Below are 18,660 nucleotides of genomic sequence, written 5' to 3'. Positions count from 1 at the left end.
GCCGGGCGCCGGCCTCAGCGGTACCAGCCGAACCGCTCCGCGATGACCGGCAGCCGGTCGGTGACGATGGCGTGGGCGGCGGCCCGCGGGGTCGTCCCGTCGGCCTCTGCGCGCGCGAGCGTCCGGTCGATCAGGGCGCGCATCGAGCGCCGGGTGTGGGCGAACGCCTCGTCCGCGTCGGCGCCGATGTCGCCGAACAGGGTCCACCACCACCAGGCGTTCGTACCGGAGTTGACCACGACGTCCGGCAGGACCGTGACCCCGCGCGCGGCCAGCAGCCGCTCCGCGTCGGCCAGGACGGGCATGTTGGCCGCCTCGACGATCCACCGGGCCGTGATCTCCCCCTGGTTCGCCGTGTCGATCGCGTACGAGACGGCGGCAGGCACCAGCACCTCCGCGTCGGCGGACAGCCAGGCGTCACCGGGGAGTTCACGGTCCGCCGGGCGCAGCACCCCGCGGTCGACCGTGCCGTAGGCGTCCCGGGCCGCGAGCAGGGACTCGACGTCGAGGCCGTCCGGGTTCGCGATGGTCCCCTTGACGTCGGCGACGGCCACGATCCTGAGCCCCGCGCGCGCGAGGAACCGCGCGGTCGCCCCGCCCATGGTGCCGAGCCCCTGCACGGCGACACGCGTTCCCGCGTACGGCGTTCCGGCCCGGTCCAGGGCGGCGAGCACCGACTCGGCGACCCCGCAGCCCCCGACCAGTTCGTCGAGGCCGATGCCGTCCACCTCGACCGCGAAGGCGTCCGCGAGCCGTTCGCGGGCCGCCGCCTCGTCGTCGAGCAGCGGGTACACGGCCTGGATGGACGAGACGAGGCCGGCCTCGGCGGCGGCCCGGTCGACCAGGTCCTGGCTGAGCCCGAGGTCCTCGCCGGTGGTCCAGAAGGACTCGATGTAGGGGCGCATGGCGCGCAGGTAGCGCACCAGCAGGCCGTACGCCGCCGGATCCTGGGGATCGCAGTCGATGCCGCCCTTGGCGCCGCCCAGCGGGATGTAGCGGCCTTCGGGGTTGTAGTGCAGCGCCTCTTTCATGGTCATGCCACGGGCGAGTCCGGCGACCTCCTCCAGCGTGCAGCCGGGCCGCATCCGCAGGCCGCCGCTGGAGACACCCCGTACGAGCCGGTCGACGACGAGGAAGCCCGCGCGGCCGGTGACGTGGTCCGTCCAGGTGAGCGTCATCAGGGGGGCGGCGGTCATCGGGTCTCCTCGGGGACGACGATCAGGGTGGGGCCGGGGGTGCGCAGGGCCTCGGCGAGCGCGGCGCTCAGCTCGTCCGGGCCGTACGCGTGCGTGCCCTGTCCTCCGTAGGCGCGGGCCAGGGCGGGCAGGTCGACCGGGGCGAGGTCGACGGCCGTGGGCGTGTCGCCCCGGGCCGTCATCTCGTCGCGGATCTCCCCGTAGCCGCCGTTGTCGAACACCACGACGGGCAGCGGAAGGCGGAGCTGTACCGCGGTCGCCAGTTCCTGCACGGTGAACTGGAGCCCGCCGTCCCCGCTGAGCGCCACGACCTCGCGGCCGGGGCACGCCGCCTTGGCTCCGATCGCCGCGGGCAGAGCGTAGCCGAGCGTGCCGTAGCCGGTCGGGTGAAGATAGCGGCCGGCGGGGCCGAGCGCGAGGTGGGGGAGCGCTCCGTAGTAGCAGCACTGGGCGCTGTCGGAGGTGATCACGGCGTCGTCGGGGAGCACGGAGCGGACGGCCCGCAGGTACGGGATCCAGCGGGCGTCGCGTTCCGCCGTCTCGGCGTTCCGGGCGGCACGCAGCGCTTCCGCCTGCCGGGCGGGTTCCGGGTCGGCCACGCGCGCGTGCGGCCGCGAGCCGTCCGGTTGCCCGACGGCGGCGAGCAGGGCCGTCAGGCTGAGCCGTGCGTCGCCGACGACCGCGATGTCGGCGGCGAGGCCCGCGTACATCTGGCCGGGGTCCACGTCGACGCGGATCAGGGTGCCGTCGAGGGAGGGCGGCGCGGACCAGAAGTCGGACTCGGCGAGCTCGGTGCCCACGGCGAGCACGGCGTCCCGGCCCGCGAGCCAGCTCCGTACCGAGGGACTGTGCAGGGACACGCCGAGGGCCAGCGGATGGGTCTCCGGGACGGTCCCCTTGCCGTTGGCCGTGGTGACGACGGGTGCGCCCAGCGCCTCGGCGAGGGCCAGTGCGGGGACGGCCGCGCCGCGCGCCCCGCCGCCGAGGACCACGGCCGGCCGGCGGGCCTCGCGCAGGGCCTCGGCGGCCCGTTCCACCGCCTCCGGGAGCGGGGCTGGGTGTGCGACGGGCGGACTGACCCGAATGGGACCGGTCTCCTCGGCCGCCTCCAGCAGATCGAGGGGGATCTCGATGTGCGCGGGCCTGGGCCTGCCGGTGCGGAAGAGGGTGAAGGCGCGTGCCACCGCCGCGTCGATCTCGGCGACCGAGGACACGCGGTGGCTGAACGCCGCCACTCCCCGCAGCGCCTCGGTCTGACTGCGGGTCTCGTGCAGCAGTCCGGTGGCGAGCCGCGGGTGGCGCAGGGGCACACCGGGCGAGATCACGAGGAGCGGCACGCTGTCGGAGTAGGCCTGGCCGACGGCCGCCGCGGCGTTCAGCAGGGCCGGCCCGGTCGTGGTGATCACGACGCCGGGACGGCCGGTCACGCGCGCGTAGCCGTCGGCGGCGTATCCGGCGCCCTGCTCGTGGCGCGTCAGGACGTGCCGGATCCCGTAGGCGGACAGATGGCGGTAGATCTCCAGGTTGTGGGTCCCGGGGATGCCGAAGGCCCGGGTCACCGCGTGTCCGGACAGAGCGCGGACGAGGGCCTCGCCGCCGGTGAGGATCTCGCCCATCACAGGCTCCGCGCGGCGGCGCGGCGCCCGGTGCGGGCGGTGCCCGTGGCCGGGTCGGCGGTGAGGTCGGACACGGTGTCTCCAGACGTGGAAGGGCCGGCGCGGCCCGCGGGTGCGGTGAGCGCGGCGGGGCGGTCGGACCGGACGCGCGCACACTGACTACTGAACCATGAGTCAGTATCGGAACGAGTGCCGGGTCATGTCAACGCGCCGGACCGGCGTCCGCCGGAGGCGCGGGGCGAAGGTGCGGGCACTGGCGCGGGGCGGGGCGCGCGGCGGGGTGCGGCGCGGACACGCGGACGGAGGGCGCGGTGGCCCGTGGGACCGGTCCGCACTCCCGCAGGGGCGGCTCGCGGGACCTGCACGCACACCCCCCGGGCCGGCCCCGGCGGGGTCCGGTTGGTGTGATCGCCCCCGGAACGCGTCCCGGGGGCGGAAGAAGAGCGGGTGCGACGGGGTTGAGGACATACGGACCCGGGGTCACGGACATCGCGCAGTGACCGGGGTGACCCGGCGCTGTCAGAGGCGACGACCATAATGAAAGCCTGACCGACTCCATCTGGAGGTATCCGTGACCGGTTTCCGTACCCTGAGCTCCGGGCTCCGCGCGCTGCGGCCCGCCGCCTTCGGCGCGGATCCGGCTGGTGCGCGCCTGCGCCGCATCCGCAGTTCGCCGAATTTCGCGGACGGAGTGTTCCAGAACCCGGAGACCGCCCGCACCCGCCCCGACGGCTCGATGACCGAGTTCGCCAAGGTCTACTTCCGCAGCGAGGAGCGTGCCCACCGCTCCCCGGCCGGGACCGTGCCGGTGCACCCGACCACCCTCGCCGACCTGGCCAGGCCCGCCGCCACCGGGCTGCGGCTCACCTGGATGGGGCACTCCAGCGTCCTCGCCGAGATCGACGGCCACCGGGTCCTGTTCGACCCCGTCTGGGGCGAGCGCTGTTCGCCGTTCGCCTTCGCCGGCCCCAAGCGGCTGCACCCGGTCCCGCTGCCGCTCGCCGCGCTCGGTCCGGTCGACGTCGTGGTGATCTCGCACGACCACTACGACCACCTCGACATGCCCACGATCAAGGCGCTGGGCGGCACGGACACCGTGTTCGCCGTGCCGCTGGGCGTGGGAGCCCACCTGGAGCACTGGGGCATCGCCGCCGAGCGGATCCGCGAGCTGGACTGGAACGAGTCGGTCAAGGTCGGCGGGATCACCCTCACGGCGACGCCGGCGCGCCACTTCTGCGGGCGCGGCCTGCGCAACACCCAGCACACCCTCTGGGCGTCCTGGGTCGCCGAGGGCGAGGCGCACCGGATCTACCACAGCGGCGACACCGGCTACTTCCAGGGCTTCAAGGAGATCGGCGCGGCCCACGGCCCCTTCGACGCCACGATGATCCAGATCGGCGCCTACAGCGACTTCTGGCCCGACATCCACATGACCCCGCAGGAGGGGATGCGGTCCCATCTGGACCTCCAGGGCGGGAAGCCCTCCGGAGTGATGCTGCCGATCCACTGGGGCACGTTCAACCTTTCCACCCACGCCTGGGCCGACCCGGGCGAGGGCACGCTGGCCGCCGCCCGCGCGGTGGGCGCCCGCGTCGCGCTGCCCCGCCCGGGTGAGCCCTTCGAGCCGACGGCCGAGAGCGTCCCGTCCGAGCCGTGGTGGCGGGGCGTGGCACGCGTGCCCGCGGGCGGCTGGCCCGCCGTCGAGGAACCGGCCACGGACAACACGGCGGGTGACGTCGCGGACGGCTCGACGGAGGGCACCGGAGAGCCCGAGACGGTGCCCGCGGGCTGATCCACCGACCGACGGCGAGGGCCGGGGAGCGTCATGCTCCCCGGCCCTCGCTGTTTGCTTGCGACCGCTTCTGACCAGCTCTGATCGGATCCGCGGGGCCGCGCGAACGGGTGTCCGATCGCCTTATCGGTCAGCCGTGCGAGGGCTCATACCAGAGCGGGAAGCCACCTGGGGGACTTTGTCAACAGCCCACCGCACATGATGGGTTGGCGACTACTGTCAGTTGCCGACGGGCGACGCAGGGCCGATTTTTTCGGCTCTCTCGACCGGCACCGCGACGGCGACGCCCGAGTCGCGGAACCGAGGGAGCTCCACGCCCCCGACGCATCCAGTACGAGGACGCCGATGTCTCACCTCCGCGCACCGGCCGTACGCGCAGACCGCCGCGAGGGCGGGCGGCACGGCCGCCCGGCCGCCCGCGCCACCGCCGCGCCTCCCGAGACGCACCTGCGGCCCCAGCTGCTGCGCCTGGCGGTCCTGCCGCCGACCGCCGTGGCCCTCAGCGCCTGCGCCGCCGTACTGTTCACCGTCCGCTCCACCGGAGCCCGGCCGGGACTCGTCCTGTGGACCGTCCTCGCCGGAGCCGCGGGCGTGGCCCTCGCCGGCGTCCTGATCGCCGCCGTGGCCGCGAACCGCACCGCCACCTCCGTGCGCGAACGCATAGGAGCCCTCCGCCGCACGAGCGCCCGCACCGAGACCGAACTGGCCGCCGTGGTCGAGGGGCTGCGCCGCGGCGAGGACCCGCCCGCGCGCAGGAAGCGCCGCCGCCCGCCCGCCGACGCCGACGACTTCGAGCTGCTCGCCGCCGACCTCTCCCGCGCCCACGACGGCGCCGTGACGGCCGTCGTGCAGGCCTCCCGGCTCTCGAGCCGGGCGGACAGCGACCAGAAGGTCGAGGTCTTCGTCAATCTGGCCCGGCGTCTTCAGTCCCTCGTGCACCGCGAGATCTCCCTCCTCGACGAGCTGGAGAACGAGATCGAGGACCCGGACCTGCTCAAGGGCCTCTTCCACGTCGACCACCTCGCCACCCGCATCCGGCGCCACGCCGAGAACCTCGCCGTGCTCGGCGGCGCCGTCTCGCGCCGTCAGTGGAGCAACCCGGTCTCCATGACCGAGGTGCTGCGCTCGGCGATCGCGGAGGTCGAGCAGTACTCGCGGGTCAAGCTGGTGCCCCCGACCGACGGCACCCTGCGCGGCCACGCCGTCGCCGACGTCATCCACCTGCTCGCCGAACTCGTCGAGAACGCCACCCTGTTCTCCGCCCCGCACACCCAGGTGCTGCTGCGCGTCGACCACGTCACCTCGGGCCTGGCCATCGAGGTGGAGGACCGCGGGCTCGGCATGCAGGCGGCCGAACAGGACAGGATGAACGCCCTGCTCGCCGACCCCGACCAGGTCAACGTCGACGGTCTGCTCCAGGACGGGCGCATCGGCCTGTTCGTGGTCTCGCAGCTCGCCCGCCGGCACGGCATCCACGTACGGCTCCAGAGCAACATCTACGGCGGTGTCCAGGCCGTACTCGTGGTTCCGCAGGGCCTGTTGGGCGCGGCGCCGGACGCGGGCGAGGGCGCAGGGGCCGAAGCCGTCGGTGTGGCACAGGCACAGGCGCCGGCACAGGCACCCGCCCCGGTGACCGGGACGGACGGCGCGGCGAACGGGAGCCGGAGGCCCGCCCTCGGCCCCGGGCCCGCGCACACGCCGCCGGCGCAGGTCCCGGCCCTTCCCGGCGGGGGACACCGGATGTCCCCCGTGGTGCCGCGGCAGGGTCCGCGCGAGCCGGTGCCCGGGCCCGCGCGCGCGGAGCGGACGTCCCCGGGCGTCGCGGGCGCGCCGGCCGGAGCGCGCGGCGCGGCACCGCTGCCGGTGCGCGGTGCCAGGGACGGGCGGCCCAACCCCGCCGAGGCCGTCCCCGGAATCCGCCCGGAGGACCGGCTCACCGCCGCCGGGAACGCGGCCATGCCGCCCACACCGCGCACCGGAGTCGTGCGCGGCACCATGGACAAGCCCAACCTGCCCAAGCGGCGCGCCCAGGAGCACCTCGTTCCGCAGCTGCGCGAAGGACAGGCGCCCCGCCCGGCGGCCCCGGAGAACCCCGTCGGGCACGACCCGGGGCTCATGGCGGCGTTCCAGCGCGGGATCTGGCTGGCGGAGGCGGCCGCCCACGCCGACCCGGCGGCCGGGGAGCTCCCGGAGCCGTTCCCGGGCCCGTCGCCCGCCACCGGACCGGCCGCCCCGGCGTCGTTCCCGGACCGGGCCCGCCCTGACGGGCTCCACCTGGACGCACCGCACCTGGACGCACCGCACCTGGAGACGCCGCTCCCAGAGGCGGCGCTCCGCGAGGCGGTGCGCGCGGAGGGCACGGTCAGGGCCCGCCGTGAGCCGCCCACGGGCACCGTCGCCCCCGACGGCGACCCCCTGGACGTACCCCTGCCGGACACGTCCTCGGACGCGCGCCTCGGCCCACGCCCGGACGCACCCCCGGAGTTCCTTGAGGACGGCACACCGGCCGTTCGCACGGGTCCGCAGCCCGCCCCGCACACCCGCACACCGTCCGGAGCCCACGACATCGCCTCCGGCCACGACCGCACCGCCCGGCACGACGGGAGCACACCGGCCGGATGACGACCTCCCCCTCCACCCCCACCGCTCCCGCAGACCTTCGTACCTCAAGGAGTCGATCCCCCATGGCGAGCGATGTGCCGACCGGTCACGTGTCCGACCTCGACTGGCTGATGAGCGGCCTCGTCCAGCGCGTACCCCACACCACGAGCGCCGTACTGCTCTCCAGCGACGGGCTCGTCAAGGCCGTCCACGGCCTCGCCCCGGACAGCGCCGACCACATGGCGGCGCTCGCCTGCGGCCTGTACGCCCTCGGGCGCAGCGCCGGCGTGCGCTTCGGGGACGGCGGCGAGGTGCGCCAGGTCGTCGTCGAACTCGCCTCGACGCTGCTGTTCGTCTCCACCGCGGGCTCCGGGACCTGTCTCGCCGTGCTCGCGGGCCGCGAGGCCGACGCGGCCGTCCTCGGCTACGAGATGGCGATGCTGGTCAAGAGCGTCCGGCCCTATCTGGTCACCGCGCCCCGGCAGCACGCCGTCGAACCCTCGGCGATGAGGTCTTGAGGGGGGCCGCGGCCGGCGACGGGCCCTGGCTCGACGACGCGGCGGGACGCCTGGTGCGCCCCTACACCGTCAGCGGCGGACGGACCCGGCCGAGCACCGCGCTCGACCTCCTCTCGCAGGTCATGGCCACGGGAGCCACACCGCTCGGCCATCTCGGACCCGAGCACAACCAGGCGCTCGAACGCTGCCGGGCACCCGTCTCGGTCGCGGAGGTCGCCGCCCATCTGAAGCTGCCGGCCGCGGTCACCAAGGTGCTGCTGTCGGACCTCGTCGACTGCGGGGCGCTGACCACGAAGCCCCCGCGGTTCCACCACAACCCCACTGACCGATCCCTTCTGGAGGCAGTGCTCGATGGACTACGACGACAGCTCTGACCCCTTCCCCACCGCGCTGAAGATCCTGGTGGCGGGAGGGTTCGGGGTCGGCAAGACGACGTTCGTCGGCGCGGTGAGCGAGATCGCGCCGCTCAGTACGGAGGAACTGCTGACCACGGTCAGCGCCTCGACCGACCGGCTCGACGGGATCGAGAACAAGGTCGAGACGACCGTCGCCATGGACTTCGGCCGCATAACCCTGGACCCGGAACACGTGCTCTATCTCTTCGGCACACCCGGGCAGGAGCGGTTCTGGTTCATGTGGGACGAGCTCTCCGACGGCGCTCTCGGCGCGGTGGTCCTCGCCGACACCCGGCGCCTGGAGGACTGCTTCGCGGCCGTCGACTTCTTCGAACAGCGCGGTCTCGCGTTCATCGTCGCGGTCAACGAGTTCGACGGCTCCTACCGCTACGACCCGGCCGAGGTCCGCGCGGCCATCGACCTCGACCCCGCCATCCCCGTGGTGTGCTGCGACGCCCGGATCTCCAGCTCGGGCGTGCAGACCCTGCTCACCCTGGTCCGCCACCTCCTCGCCCACGCGCCCGCCCCCACCCCGAGCCATGGAGCCCGCGCATGACGTACGACCCGCCCGGGACGGCCGGTCGCCTGCTGCTGACACCGCAGGACAAGGACGCTCCGGCCCGGGTGCGACGGCTGCGCAGGCTGGGCCTCGGGGAGCGCTCCGAGCCCGGCCTCGACGCCTTCGCCGACCGCCTGGCGCAGATCGCGGCCGCGCCGTACTCGATGGTCAACTTCATCGACGAGCAGCAGCAGTTCTTCGCCGGTCTGCACACCCCCGACGACGGCGCCGGGGGCGGCCGCCGCGCCGTCCTCCCGGACGGCGACGGGCTCGAACTGGGCCGCTACATGGCCCGGGACCACGGCTTCTGCCCGCACGTCGTGGTGCGCCGCAAGGCCCTCGTCCTGGAAGACGTCTGCGACTACCCGCGCTTCGCCGGGAACCCGGTCGTCGACGAGTTCGGCGTCCGCTCCTACCTCGGTGCCCCGCTGCTCGACCGCAGCGGCATCGCGCTCGGCACGATCTGCGTCGTCGACGTCGAGCCGCGGCCCTGGGGGAGGGCGGGTCTGGAGACCATCAAGGCGATGGCGGCCGAGCTGGCCGGACAGCTCGGCCGGCGGGAAGAGGTGCACGGGATCTGACGACGCGCCGGGGCCCGGGTCCGGCCCTGTCGGCCGCTCGGGACCCATCCTGTGACGTATGCCGGACCCCGAGCCAGACGCAGGTGGCGGGCCCCCGTGGAACGGGGGTGACGCATGGCCACGTAGCCATGGCTGACCTCACCGACCCCCACGTCCTCCGCCCGCCTCCCCGCCGCCGCGGCGGCCCGGCGGCCGTTCCCGGCCGGTCCGGGAGAACACGGGCGTGAAGGAAAGCTGGGGCCGCGCTTAAGAAATCCTCGATGGACCCGGGGCACCGTCGTACGGCAGATTCCTGGGTGAACCCACCTCTCTCCCCGGTACGGGCCGCTTCGGCGTGCCCTTTCCCGGGACCTCACGCACAGGAGCCGTACGAGTGAAGGCGCTGGTCAAGGAGAAGGCGGAGCCCGGACTCCGGCTCATGGACGTCCCGGAGCCGCAGGCCGGCCCCGGCGACGTACTGATCAAGGTCCTCAGGACCGGGATCTGCGGCACCGACCTGCACATCCGCAACTGGGACGGCTGGGCCCAGCAGACCATCAAGACGCCCCTCGTGCTCGGCCACGAGTTCGTCGGCGAGGTCGTCGAGACCGGCCGCGACGTCAGCGACATCAACGTCGGCGACCGCGTCAGCGGCGAGGGCCACCTCGTCTGCGGCAAGTGCCGCAACTGTCTCGCCGGACGCCGTCACCTCTGCCGCGCCACCGTCGGCCTCGGCGTGGGCCGCGACGGAGCGTTCGCCGAGTACGTCGTGCTGCCCGCCACCAACGTGTGGGTGCACCGCGTCCCGGTCGACCTCGACGTCGCCGCGATCTTCGACCCGTTCGGCAACGCCGTCCACACCGCGCTGTCCTTCCCGCTGGTCGGCGAGGACGTCCTGATCACCGGTGCCGGCCCGATCGGTCTGATGGCCGCCGCCGTGGCCCGCCACGCGGGCGCCCGCAACGTCGTCATCACCGACGTGAGCGAGGAGCGCCTGGAGCTGGCCCGCAAGATCGGCGTCAGCCTCGCCCTCAACGTCGGGAGCTCGACCATCGCCGACGGGCAGCGCACGCTGAACCTGCGCGAGGGATTCGACATCGGCCTGGAGATGTCCGGCCGCCCCGAGGCGATGCGCGACATGATCGCCAACATGACCCACGGCGGGCGGATCGCCATGCTGGGTCTGCCGTCCCAGGAGTTCCCGGTCGACTGGGCCCGGATCGTGACCTCGATGATCACGATCAAGGGCATCTACGGCCGCGAGATGTTCGAGACCTGGTACGCGATGTCGGTCCTCCTGGAGAGCGGCCTCGACCTCATGCCCGTGATCACCGGCCGTTACGGGTTCCGGGACTACGAGGCGGCGTTCGACGACGCGGCCGGCGGCCGTGGCGGCAAGGTCATTCTCGACTGGACCCTCTGAGGACTTAAGGAACTGATGATGTTCGACTCCGTCCGTGACGACCTGCGCACCACCCTCGACGAGATCCGCGCCGCCGGGCTGCACAAGCCCGAGCGGGTCATCGGCACCCCGCAGTCCGCGACCGTGAGCGTCACCTCGGGCGGCCGCCCCGGCGAGGTCCTCAACTTCTGCGCGAACAACTACCTCGGCCTCGCCGACCACCCCGAGGTCGTCGCCGCCGCCCACGCGGCGCTCGACCGCTGGGGCTACGGCATGGCCTCCGTGCGCTTCATCTGCGGTACGCAGGAGGTGCACAAGGAGCTGGAGGCGCGGCTGTCCGCGTTCCTCGGCCAGGAGGACACGATCCTCTACTCCTCCTGCTTCGACGCCAACGGCGGTGTCTTCGAGACCCTCCTCGGCGCCGAGGACGCGGTCATCTCCGACGCCCTCAACCACGCCTCGATCATCGACGGCATCCGGCTGTCCAAGGCGCGCCGCTTCCGGTACGCCAACCGTGACATGGCCGACCTGGAGGCCCAGCTCAAGGAGGCCTCCGGCGCGCGCCGGAAGCTGATCGTCACCGACGGCGTCTTCTCGATGGACGGCTACGTGGCCCCGCTCCAGGAGATCTGCGACCTCGCCGAGCGGTACGACGCGATGGTCATGGTCGACGACTCGCACGCGGTCGGCTTCGTCGGTCCCGGCGGCCGGGGCACCCCCGAGCTGCACGGGGTCATGGACCGCGTCGACATCATCACGGGCACGCTCGGCAAGGCCCTCGGCGGCGCCTCCGGCGGCTACGTCGCCGCCCGCGCCGAGATCGTCGCCCTGCTGCGCCAGCGGTCCCGCCCGTACCTCTTCTCGAACACGCTCGCCCCGGTGATCGCCGCCGCCTCCCTGAAGGTCCTCGACCTGCTGGAGTCGGCCGACGACCTGCGGGTGCGGCTGCGGGAGAACACGGCGCTGTTCCGCTCGCGGATGACCGAGGAGGGCTTCGACATCCTCCCCGGCGACCACGCGATCGCCCCCGTCATGATCGGTGACGCGTCCGTCGCCGGCCGCATGGCGGAGCTGCTCCTGGAGCGCGGCGTGTACGTGATCGGCTTCTCGTACCCGGTCGTCCCGCAGGGGCAGGCCCGTATCCGGGTGCAGCTGTCGGCGGGGCACTCCACCGAGGACGTGAACCGGGCCGTGGACGCCTTCGTGGCGGCGCGGGCGGAACTCGACGCCTGACGGCCGGGCGCGCCCCCTTCGCCGGGGGCGCCCACCGGTCCGATGGCCGGAAAACGCGTGTGACCTGAGAGAATCGGTCGCATGATCGAAGCGCGGCGGCTCCACATCCTCCGTGCGGTGGCGGACCACCGCACGGTCACGGCGGCGGCCGCCGCGCTGTATCTCACCCCCTCGGCGGTCTCGCAGCAGCTGACCGCCCTGGAGCAGGAGACGGGCCACCGGCTCGTCGAGCGCGGCGCCAAGGGCGTACGGCTCACCCCGGCCGGCGAGATCCTGCTCGGCCACACCAATGCCGTTCTCGCTCAACTGGAGCGCGCGGAGGCCGAGTTGGCCGCGTACAGCGCGGGTTCCGCCGGTACGGTCACGGTGGCCTCCTTCGCCACCGGCATCGGCCTGGTCGTGGCCCCCGCGCTGGCCAGGCTCGCCGTCACCTCGCCCGGCATCCTCGTGCGCGTCCAGGACGCCGAGGGCGACGCCAGCCTGCCGATGGTGCTCGACCGGCAGGTCGACATCGCGGTGGCCGTCGAGTACCGGGGTGCCCCGGACGCGGACGACCCGCGCCTGACCCACGTCCCGCTCTACGCGGAGCCCTTCGACGCGGTCGTGCCGGTGACCCACCGCCTGGCCGACGCCGAGGAGGTGCCGCTCGCCGAGCTGGCCAAGGACCCCTGGATCGGCCCCTACCCGGGCAACCCCTGCCATGACGTGGTCGTCCTGGCCTGCGAGAACGCCGGGTTCCAGCCGCGCCTCGAACACTCCTCGGACGACTTCCGGGCCGTCGTCGCCCTGGCCTCCGCCGACGCCGGCGTGGCCCTCGTACCGCGCTCGGCGCTGCGGGGGATGGAACTCACCGGCGTGGTCGTGCGCCCCGTGGACGGCGTCGCCCCCACCCGCCGCGTCTTCGCCGCCGTACGCCGCGGCGCCGAGGACCACCCCCTGATCCGCCCGGTCCTGGACGCGCTGACGCGGGCGGCCACGGTCGACTGATCCCGGAGGGTCCCGTATCTGGGATAGCATCCCGGATATGGGAATCGAGGACGAGGGTGCCGTCGACGTCCGGCTCGGGGCGCGGCTGGCCGAGCTGAGGGCCGAACGGGACTGGACCCTGGGGGAACTGGCGGAGCGCAGCGGGATCAGCCGATCGACCCTCTCCCGAGCGGAGCGCGCCGAGATCAGCCCCACGGCCTCGCTCCTGAACCGCCTGTGCCATGTGTACGGGCGGACCATGTCGCAGCTGCTCAGCGAGGTCGAGCGGGAGTCCGCCCTGCTGGTGCGCGCCGGGGACCAGACGGTCTGGACGGACCGGGCCTCCGGATTCGTCCGGCGCTCGGTGTCGCCGCCCCATCCGGGGCTGCGCGGGGAGCTCGTCGAGGGGCGGCTCGCGGCCGGCGCGGACATCGCGTACGACCGGCCCCCCGTGCCCGGCCTTGAGCAGCACGTCTGGGTCCTCGACGGCCGCCTCGACGTGACCGCGCAGGACACGGAGCACCGCCTCGGTACCGGTGACTGCCTCCGGCTGCGCGTCTGGGGGCCGACCCGCTTCCACTGCCCCGGCCCCGAGGACGTGCGGTACGCCTTGGCGGTGGTCCTGCCGTGATCACCACGACCCGTCTCGACGCGGCCGAACTCAGTTCCGCTACAGCCGAGTTGGCTGACCTGCTCATCGACACCGTGGACAGTGGCGCCTCGATCGGGTTCCTCGCCCCGCTGGACCGCGCGGACGCCGTCGCCCATTGGCGGGAGCGCGCGGACGCCGTCGCCGCCGGGCGCCACACGGTCTGGGTGGCCCGCCGCGGCGACCGGTTGCTCGGCACGGTAGCCCTCGCCTTCCCCGACAAGCCCAACAGCCGCCACCGCGCCGAACTCGTCAAGCTCATGGTCCACCGGGACGGCCGCGGACAGGGCGTCGGCCGTACGCTCCTCACGACCGCGGAGACGGGAGCCGCCGCCGCGGGGATCACCCTCCTCCACCTGGACACCGAGACCGGCAGTCCCGCCGAGTCGCTGTACCTCTCGGCCGGCTGGACCCGGATCGGGGCGATACCGGACTACGCGGCGACGCCCTCGGGCGCGCTGCACCCGACGACGATCTTCTACAAGCGGCTGGGAACGGCCACCGAACCTCCGGACCCGGCCGAACCTCCGGACCCGGCTGAACCTCTGGGCGCGGCCGAGCCCCCGCGCTCCGCCGCTCCCCGGCACTCTGCCTCGCCCCCGCGCCCGGCCCGCTGACGTCGTGCTTCGTCGCGTCGATGTCAGTGGCATTGGCTAGCGTGCTTCTCATGCCGGATGCCGAAGACGTACGCCGTATCGCCCTCTCCCTGCCGGACACCACGGAGAAGATCGCCTGGAGCATGCCCACCTTCCGGGTCGCCGGAAAGATGTTCGCCACGCTGCCCGAGGCCGAGACCTCCATCGCCGTGCGGTGCCCGAAGGAGGAGCGCGACGAACTGGTGCTGGCCGAACCGGAGAAGTTCTGGATCGCCGACCACGAGGCCGGCTTCGCCTGGGTCAGGGCCCGCCTCGCGGCCCTGGAGGACGACGACGAACTCCACGCCATCCTCGCCGACTCCTGGCGCCAGGCGGCCCCGCCCCGACTCGTCGACGCCCACCCCGAGTTGGGCCTGCCGTCCGACGGCTGAAACGCCCTCTGCACCGCCGTCGCCGCGTGGCATGATCCGCATCGCGGAGTGATCCGGGGGGACGGACACGCCGCAGGGGCGGGCCGCTTCGTGGGGGAGCGGCCGGGGCGTGGGGAGGGCACGAGCGGGATGTCCATGACGTCATCGGGCGAGGAGCCGCGGAGAGCAGGGCCGTCGGACCGCGCGGCGGGGATGCGCGCACAGGACGGCGGCGCCGACGCCGGGGGCGGTCCGCCCGGCCACGGGCCCGGGGCGCCGGGCCCGGAGCGCTCCCGGGCCGACCCCCTTCAGGACAGGGCACAACGGCCGGTCTGGTCACGGGACTTCGCCCTGTTCTTCGTCGCGCGCGCCCTCGCCCGGCTCGGCGAGAGCATGCTGCCGGTCGCCCTCGCCGCGGGACTCCTCCGGTACGGATACGGCGCCGGTGCCGTAGGCCTCGCCATGGCCGCGTCGGCCGCGCCCTTCGCCGCACTGGTGATCTTCGGCGGGGTGATCGCCGACCGGTTCAGCACCCGCAGACTGATGATCGGCGCCGACCTGGTGCGGCTCGCCGCCCAGTCGGCCGCCGCCGCCCTCTTCTTCACCGGCCACGTGGTGCTGTGGCAGATCTGCCTGATCGGCGCGGTCAACGGCGTGGCCGGTGCCGTCTTCCAGCCCGGTGTCGCCAGCACCGTGCCCCGCCTGGCCACCGACATCCAGGGAGCCAACGGCGCCATCCGGATCGCCGAGTCCGCCGCCCAGCTCGCCGGCCCGGCCCTCGCGGGCATGCTGGTCGCGTTCTCCTCCGCCGGAGGGGTCTTCGTGGCCCACGCCGCGACCTACGCGCTCAGCGCCCTGTGCCTGCTGCTGCTCCGGCTGCCCCCGGCCGCCCCCGGAAGCCCGGCCCACGGCGGGACCTTCAGGGCCGACCTCGCCGAAGGATGGCGGGAGTTCAGCTCCCGCACCTGGCTGTGGGGGGTCATCGTGATCTGGTGCGTCTACATGATCTCGGTGTGGGGCCCGACCGTCCCCCTGGTGGCGACCGAGGTCGTGCAGCGGCACGGCCCGCGGGCCTACGGCCTGATCAACTCCGCCCTCGGCGCGGGTACGGTCGTCGGCGGGCTCCTCGCCCTGCGCCTGCGCCCGCGCCGCATGCTGCGCGCCGGTTCCTTCGCCCTCCTGGCCTTCGCCTGCTTCCCCGCGGCCGTCGGGGCGGGGTACGGCGTTGCGGTCATCTCGGCAGGCGCCGTGGCGGCCGGAGCGGGCATGTCGCTGTGGGGGGTGATGTGGGCGACGAGCGTGCAGACCCAGGTCGCCCCCGACGTCCTCAACCGCATCCACGCCTACGACGTCGCCGGGTCCCTGGCGATGATGCCCGTCGGCCAGGCCCTCGCGGGGCCCGCCGCCGCGGCCCTCGGCGCGGACCACGTCCTGCTCACCGCCGGCGTGATGTCGCTCGTCGTCCCGGTGGCCCTGCTCTCGGTGCCCGCGATCCGTGACCTGGTACGGGTCGACGGCTCCGCGCCCCGGCCGGCGAACGCCCTCGCGGGACCGCCCGGACCGGCCCGCCGCCCACCCGGCCCGCGCAAAACGGGTGCGCGACCACCGGCGTGAGTGCGGTATTGTTTCCGTGCACGTCCAGCCAGGGGAAACCCCAGGTCAGACGGGCATCGGGACGTGGCGCAGCTTGGTAGCGCACTTGACTGGGGGTCAAGGGGTCGCAGGTTCAAATCCTGTCGTCCCGACTGGAGTCTTCTCCGTAGTCGCAGGTCTGAGGCCGTTCTCTCGTAGGCGAGAGGACGGCCTCAGTCGTTTCCGGTCCCGGCCCACACGGGTCTCCCGGTCCCGGCCCGGATGGGGTCCTCCGGTTTCCGCTCACGCGGGTGCGAGGTTCTCCGGCCTCGTCTGCGCGGACGACGGGGTGAGGTCCTGTTCGGCCCAGATCGCCTTGCCCCGGCTGACGCCCCGGACACCCCAGCGGCGGGTGAGCTGCGCGGTGATGAAGAGCCCGCGCCCGTGCTCGTCCATGTCCAGCGCCCGGCGCAGATGCGGGGCGGTGCTGCTGTCGTCGGCGACTTCGCAGGTGAGGGTGTCGCCGAGGATCAGACGCAGCCGGATCGGGCCCTCGGCGTACCGGACGGCGTTGGTCACGAGCTCGCTGACGATGAGCGCGGTGTTGTCGGCGAGGTCGGGGCCGATGCCCCAGCCGGCCAGTTGAGCGGTCGCGGCCCTGCGGGCCCGGGAGACGATCGCGGGGTCGTTGGGGAACGTCCAGGTGTTGGTCCGGTCCGGGCCGAGTGCGCGGGTACGGGCCAGGAGCAGGAAGGCGTCGTGTTCGAGCCGGTCGGGACTGAGATCGCGGGCCAGCGAGTCGCACAGCGCCTGGAGGGAAGGGCCGGGCGCGACATCGGAGATCCGGGCCGGCAGCGACCGCGTCATGCCCGCGGGATCGGCCGTGAGGGCCGTGTTGTGGAGCACCAGGGTGCTGCCCGGGGGCAGGGCGCGTTCGGTGGCCCGGTACTGGGCGACGCCCTGGCCCAGCGCGGGGCCCGGGTCGACGTCGAGGTTCTCGACCTGTCCGCCCGGGTGGACCAGGACGGGCGGCGGATGCCCCGCGCTCGCCGCGGTGCAGAGGCGGGTGACCGGGTCGTAGACGACGTAGAGACAGCTCGCCGGGGCGGTGCCGGACACGGCGAGGCCGGGATCGCCTGCCGGAACCGGCTGAGGGGGGCTGGCGAGGTCGTGCAGGCGCTCCAGGATCTCGTCGGGCGGCAGGTCGAGGCCGGACAGCGCCTCGATCGCGGCCCGCAGTTCGCCCATGGCCGTGGGATCGGCCGCGTCCGCCCCTCCGGCGCTGTCCCCGGTGACGAGCGCGATCCTGGCGCCGGACAGGGGAATGACGTCGAACCAGGCGCCGCCCGTCCCGGCGGGCAGGTAGGTGTGGGCGAGGTCGACCGCGGCGGCTCCTGGCGTTCCGGGCTGGGTGAGCCGTCCGGTGAGGATCCGGGCCGTGGAGCGCTCGCGTCCGTACTGGCGTGCGTTGTCCAGGCAGAGGGCCGCGTGCGTGGTGAGCTGCTCCGCCACGGCCAGGTCCTTCTCGTCGAACGGGGTCGGATTGCTCCACCGGTAGAAACAGGCCAGCCCGAGCACGAGGCCCCGGGCCCGGATGGGGACGAGCAGCATCGAGTGCACTCCGGCGGACAGGATGCGGGCGTCGCGCCGCCGGTCCGGGTCGAGCCAGACGGCGTCCGGGCGCAGCCCGCTGATCAGCCGGGGGGCCAGGGTGTCCAGGGCGGCCCGGTAGGGCGTGGCGGGCGGGTAGGCGGTGATCTCGCCCGTCCTGGGCACGCCCTGGTGTTCGGGACCGGCCACGGAGCGGAAGCCCGCGCGCCGCAGGACCGCCCCCCGGTCGCGGGACTCCGGGGTGGGCGCGTGACCGCGCACGACGGAGTCGTAGACGTCGACGGTCACGGTGTCGGCCAGACGGGGGACGGCGAGGTCGCCGAACTCCGCGGCGGTACGGAACACGTCCAGCGTGGTGCCGACCCGGGTGGCCGCCTCGTTCAGCAGGCGCAGGTTCGCCTCGGCCCGCACCCGGGCGGTCACGTCGGTCAGCGCGGCGGCGACCCCGAGCACGGTGCCGTCGGCGCGCTGGAGCCGGAGGACGTTGGCCGAGACGACCGCCTCGGCCGCGGGCTCCCGACGGCTGCGGAGCCGGACGGTCAGGTCGAACACCGGGTTCCCGGACTCCAGCACCTGCCGGGCGGCCCGCTCGACGACTCCACGGGCCGAGACCTCGAAGGCCTGGAGCACCTCGGACAGGGAGGACCCGACCATGCGGTCGATCGGGAAGTCGCGCAGCATGCGCGCGGCGGTGTTCACCCGTACGAGCCGCAGGCCCCGGTCGTAGACGTGCAGGCCGGCCGGAGACCGGGAGAACAGCGCGTCCAGGAGCGCGCCCTCCAGCTCCTCGCCCGTCGAGTCGGCTGTCGAACCGTATCCATCCGTCACGACGGAACACCTCGATGAGTCGGCAACGATCCGTCGCACCGATCCAACCTCCGACCCCGGGCTCCTGCCACCGGAGCGGGCCGACGGCCGTCCGGAAGCCCGCAGCCCCCGCCGCGCCGCCCGGTTCCGGCGGCGCGTGCAGGGTTCCGCCGGGGT

16 protein-coding genes and 1 tRNA gene are annotated in these 18,660 nt (G+C 73.9%); 14 read left to right on the top strand and 3 right to left on the bottom strand.

The genetic code is table 11. The annotated features are described in order from the left end of the window. Positions 1–14 precede the first annotated feature (14 nt). Positions 15–1,196, bottom strand: coding sequence for a Glu/Leu/Phe/Val dehydrogenase dimerization domain-containing protein (locus ACFWI4_RS24975; RefSeq protein ID WP_387200099.1), 1,182 nt, complete (start codon positions 1,194–1,196; stop codon positions 15–17). Then, positions 1,193–2,812 (bottom strand): 5-guanidino-2-oxopentanoate decarboxylase, encoded by a 1,620-nt coding sequence (locus tag ACFWI4_RS24970; RefSeq protein ID WP_387200096.1) that lies wholly within the window; start codon positions 2,810–2,812, stop codon positions 1,193–1,195. Before ACFWI4_RS24970 ends, ACFWI4_RS24975 begins: the two co-directional genes overlap by 4 nt. A 571-nt stretch (positions 2,813–3,383) precedes the next feature. On the opposite strand from ACFWI4_RS24970, the gene ACFWI4_RS24965 reads away from it, so the two are divergent. From ACFWI4_RS24965 to ACFWI4_RS24900, 14 genes are all read left to right on the top strand, one after another. After that, a complete protein-coding gene (locus ACFWI4_RS24965; protein ID WP_387200093.1) occupies positions 3,384–4,604 on the top strand; it encodes an MBL fold metallo-hydrolase in 1,221 nt (406 codons plus the stop codon). Positions 4,605–4,949: 345 nt separating this feature from the next. After that, positions 4,950–7,226, top strand: a complete 2,277-nt coding sequence (locus ACFWI4_RS24960) for an ATP-binding protein (RefSeq protein ID WP_387200090.1) — start codon at positions 4,950–4,952, stop codon at positions 7,224–7,226. 62 nt (positions 7,227–7,288) lie between these two features. Then, positions 7,289–7,723 carry a roadblock/LC7 domain-containing protein gene (locus ACFWI4_RS24955; RefSeq protein WP_387200087.1) on the top strand — a complete coding sequence of 145 codons (435 nt, stop codon included), beginning with the start codon at positions 7,289–7,291 and terminating at the stop codon, positions 7,721–7,723. Further along, the gene (locus ACFWI4_RS24950) at positions 7,720–8,097 is read left to right on the top strand and encodes a DUF742 domain-containing protein (RefSeq protein ID WP_385403547.1); all 378 of its coding nucleotides are present in this window, start codon (positions 7,720–7,722) and stop codon (positions 8,095–8,097) included. The genes ACFWI4_RS24955 and ACFWI4_RS24950 overlap by 4 nt, the downstream gene beginning before the upstream one ends. Then, positions 8,075–8,674 (top strand): ATP/GTP-binding protein, encoded by a 600-nt coding sequence (locus ACFWI4_RS24945; protein WP_387200083.1) that lies wholly within the window; start codon positions 8,075–8,077, stop codon positions 8,672–8,674. Before ACFWI4_RS24950 ends, ACFWI4_RS24945 begins: the two co-directional genes overlap by 23 nt. Continuing rightward, the gene (locus tag ACFWI4_RS24940; RefSeq protein ID WP_387200080.1) at positions 8,671–9,258 is read left to right on the top strand and encodes a GAF domain-containing protein; all 588 of its coding nucleotides are present in this window, start codon (positions 8,671–8,673) and stop codon (positions 9,256–9,258) included. Before ACFWI4_RS24945 ends, ACFWI4_RS24940 begins: the two co-directional genes overlap by 4 nt. A 373-nt stretch (positions 9,259–9,631) precedes the next feature. Next, a complete protein-coding gene (gene tdh / locus ACFWI4_RS24935) occupies positions 9,632–10,660 on the top strand; it encodes an L-threonine 3-dehydrogenase (protein WP_385403540.1) in 1,029 nt (342 codons plus the stop codon). 18 nt (positions 10,661–10,678) lie between these two features. Further along, positions 10,679–11,872 (top strand): glycine C-acetyltransferase, encoded by a 1,194-nt coding sequence (locus ACFWI4_RS24930; protein ID WP_387200176.1) that lies wholly within the window; start codon positions 10,679–10,681, stop codon positions 11,870–11,872. A gap of 81 nt (positions 11,873–11,953) precedes the next feature. Continuing rightward, positions 11,954–12,859 carry a LysR family transcriptional regulator gene (locus tag ACFWI4_RS24925; RefSeq protein WP_339132817.1) on the top strand — a complete coding sequence of 302 codons (906 nt, stop codon included), beginning with the start codon at positions 11,954–11,956 and terminating at the stop codon, positions 12,857–12,859. 37 nt (positions 12,860–12,896) lie between these two features. Next, a complete protein-coding gene (locus tag ACFWI4_RS24920; protein ID WP_387200075.1) occupies positions 12,897–13,469 on the top strand; it encodes a helix-turn-helix domain-containing protein in 573 nt (190 codons plus the stop codon). Further along, a complete protein-coding gene (locus tag ACFWI4_RS24915) occupies positions 13,469–14,104 on the top strand; it encodes a GNAT family N-acetyltransferase (RefSeq protein WP_387200173.1) in 636 nt (211 codons plus the stop codon). Before ACFWI4_RS24920 ends, ACFWI4_RS24915 begins: the two co-directional genes overlap by 1 nt. Positions 14,105–14,154: 50 nt before the next feature. Then, positions 14,155–14,514, top strand: a complete 360-nt coding sequence (locus tag ACFWI4_RS24910) for an MmcQ/YjbR family DNA-binding protein (RefSeq protein ID WP_387200072.1) — start codon at positions 14,155–14,157, stop codon at positions 14,512–14,514. A 192-nt stretch (positions 14,515–14,706) separates the two neighbouring features. Further along, positions 14,707–16,107 carry an MFS transporter gene (locus tag ACFWI4_RS24905; protein WP_387200069.1) on the top strand — a complete coding sequence of 467 codons (1,401 nt, stop codon included), beginning with the start codon at positions 14,707–14,709 and terminating at the stop codon, positions 16,105–16,107. A gap of 57 nt (positions 16,108–16,164) precedes the next feature. Then, positions 16,165–16,238: transfer RNA gene (locus ACFWI4_RS24900), tRNA-Pro, on the top strand. A gap of 130 nt (positions 16,239–16,368) precedes the next feature. Here ACFWI4_RS24900 and ACFWI4_RS24895 read toward each other — a convergent pair. Further along, positions 16,369–18,504: a SpoIIE family protein phosphatase gene (locus ACFWI4_RS24895; protein WP_387200066.1), complete on the bottom strand. Its 2,136-nt coding sequence runs from the start codon at positions 18,502–18,504 to the stop codon at positions 16,369–16,371. Between the last annotated feature and the right edge of the window lie 156 nt (positions 18,505–18,660).

Origin of the sequence: Streptomyces sp. NPDC127038, assembly GCF_042725875.1 — a bacterium.
Taxonomy (GTDB): domain Bacteria; phylum Actinomycetota; class Actinomycetes; order Streptomycetales; family Streptomycetaceae; genus Streptomyces.
Note: the sequence above shows the minus strand (reverse complement) of the source record. Positions and strands in the feature narration are given on the sequence as shown.

Bases quoted from the DNA above. Each gene is read 5' to 3' on its own strand.
- ACFWI4_RS24970 (WP_387200096.1), bottom strand. From the start codon at position 2,812: ATGGGCGAGATCCTCACCGGCGGCGAGGCCCTCGTCCGCGCTCTGTCC.
- ACFWI4_RS24925 (WP_339132817.1), top strand. From the start codon at position 11,954: ATGATCGAAGCGCGGCGGCTCCACATCCTCCGTGCGGTGGCGGACCAC.
- ACFWI4_RS24930 (WP_387200176.1), top strand. From the start codon at position 10,679: ATGTTCGACTCCGTCCGTGACGACCTGCGCACCACCCTCGACGAGATC.
- ACFWI4_RS24910 (WP_387200072.1), top strand. From the start codon at position 14,155: ATGCCGGATGCCGAAGACGTACGCCGTATCGCCCTCTCCCTGCCGGAC.
- ACFWI4_RS24960 (WP_387200090.1), top strand. From the start codon at position 4,950: ATGTCTCACCTCCGCGCACCGGCCGTACGCGCAGACCGCCGCGAGGGC.
- ACFWI4_RS24945 (WP_387200083.1), top strand. From the start codon at position 8,075: ATGGACTACGACGACAGCTCTGACCCCTTCCCCACCGCGCTGAAGATC.
- ACFWI4_RS24905 (WP_387200069.1), top strand. From the start codon at position 14,707: ATGCGCGCACAGGACGGCGGCGCCGACGCCGGGGGCGGTCCGCCCGGC.
- ACFWI4_RS24955 (WP_387200087.1), top strand. From the start codon at position 7,289: ATGGCGAGCGATGTGCCGACCGGTCACGTGTCCGACCTCGACTGGCTG.
- ACFWI4_RS24940 (WP_387200080.1), top strand. From the start codon at position 8,671: ATGACGTACGACCCGCCCGGGACGGCCGGTCGCCTGCTGCTGACACCG.
- ACFWI4_RS24920 (WP_387200075.1), top strand. From the start codon at position 12,897: ATGGGAATCGAGGACGAGGGTGCCGTCGACGTCCGGCTCGGGGCGCGG.
- ACFWI4_RS24975 (WP_387200099.1), bottom strand. From the start codon at position 1,196: ATGACCGCCGCCCCCCTGATGACGCTCACCTGGACGGACCACGTCACC.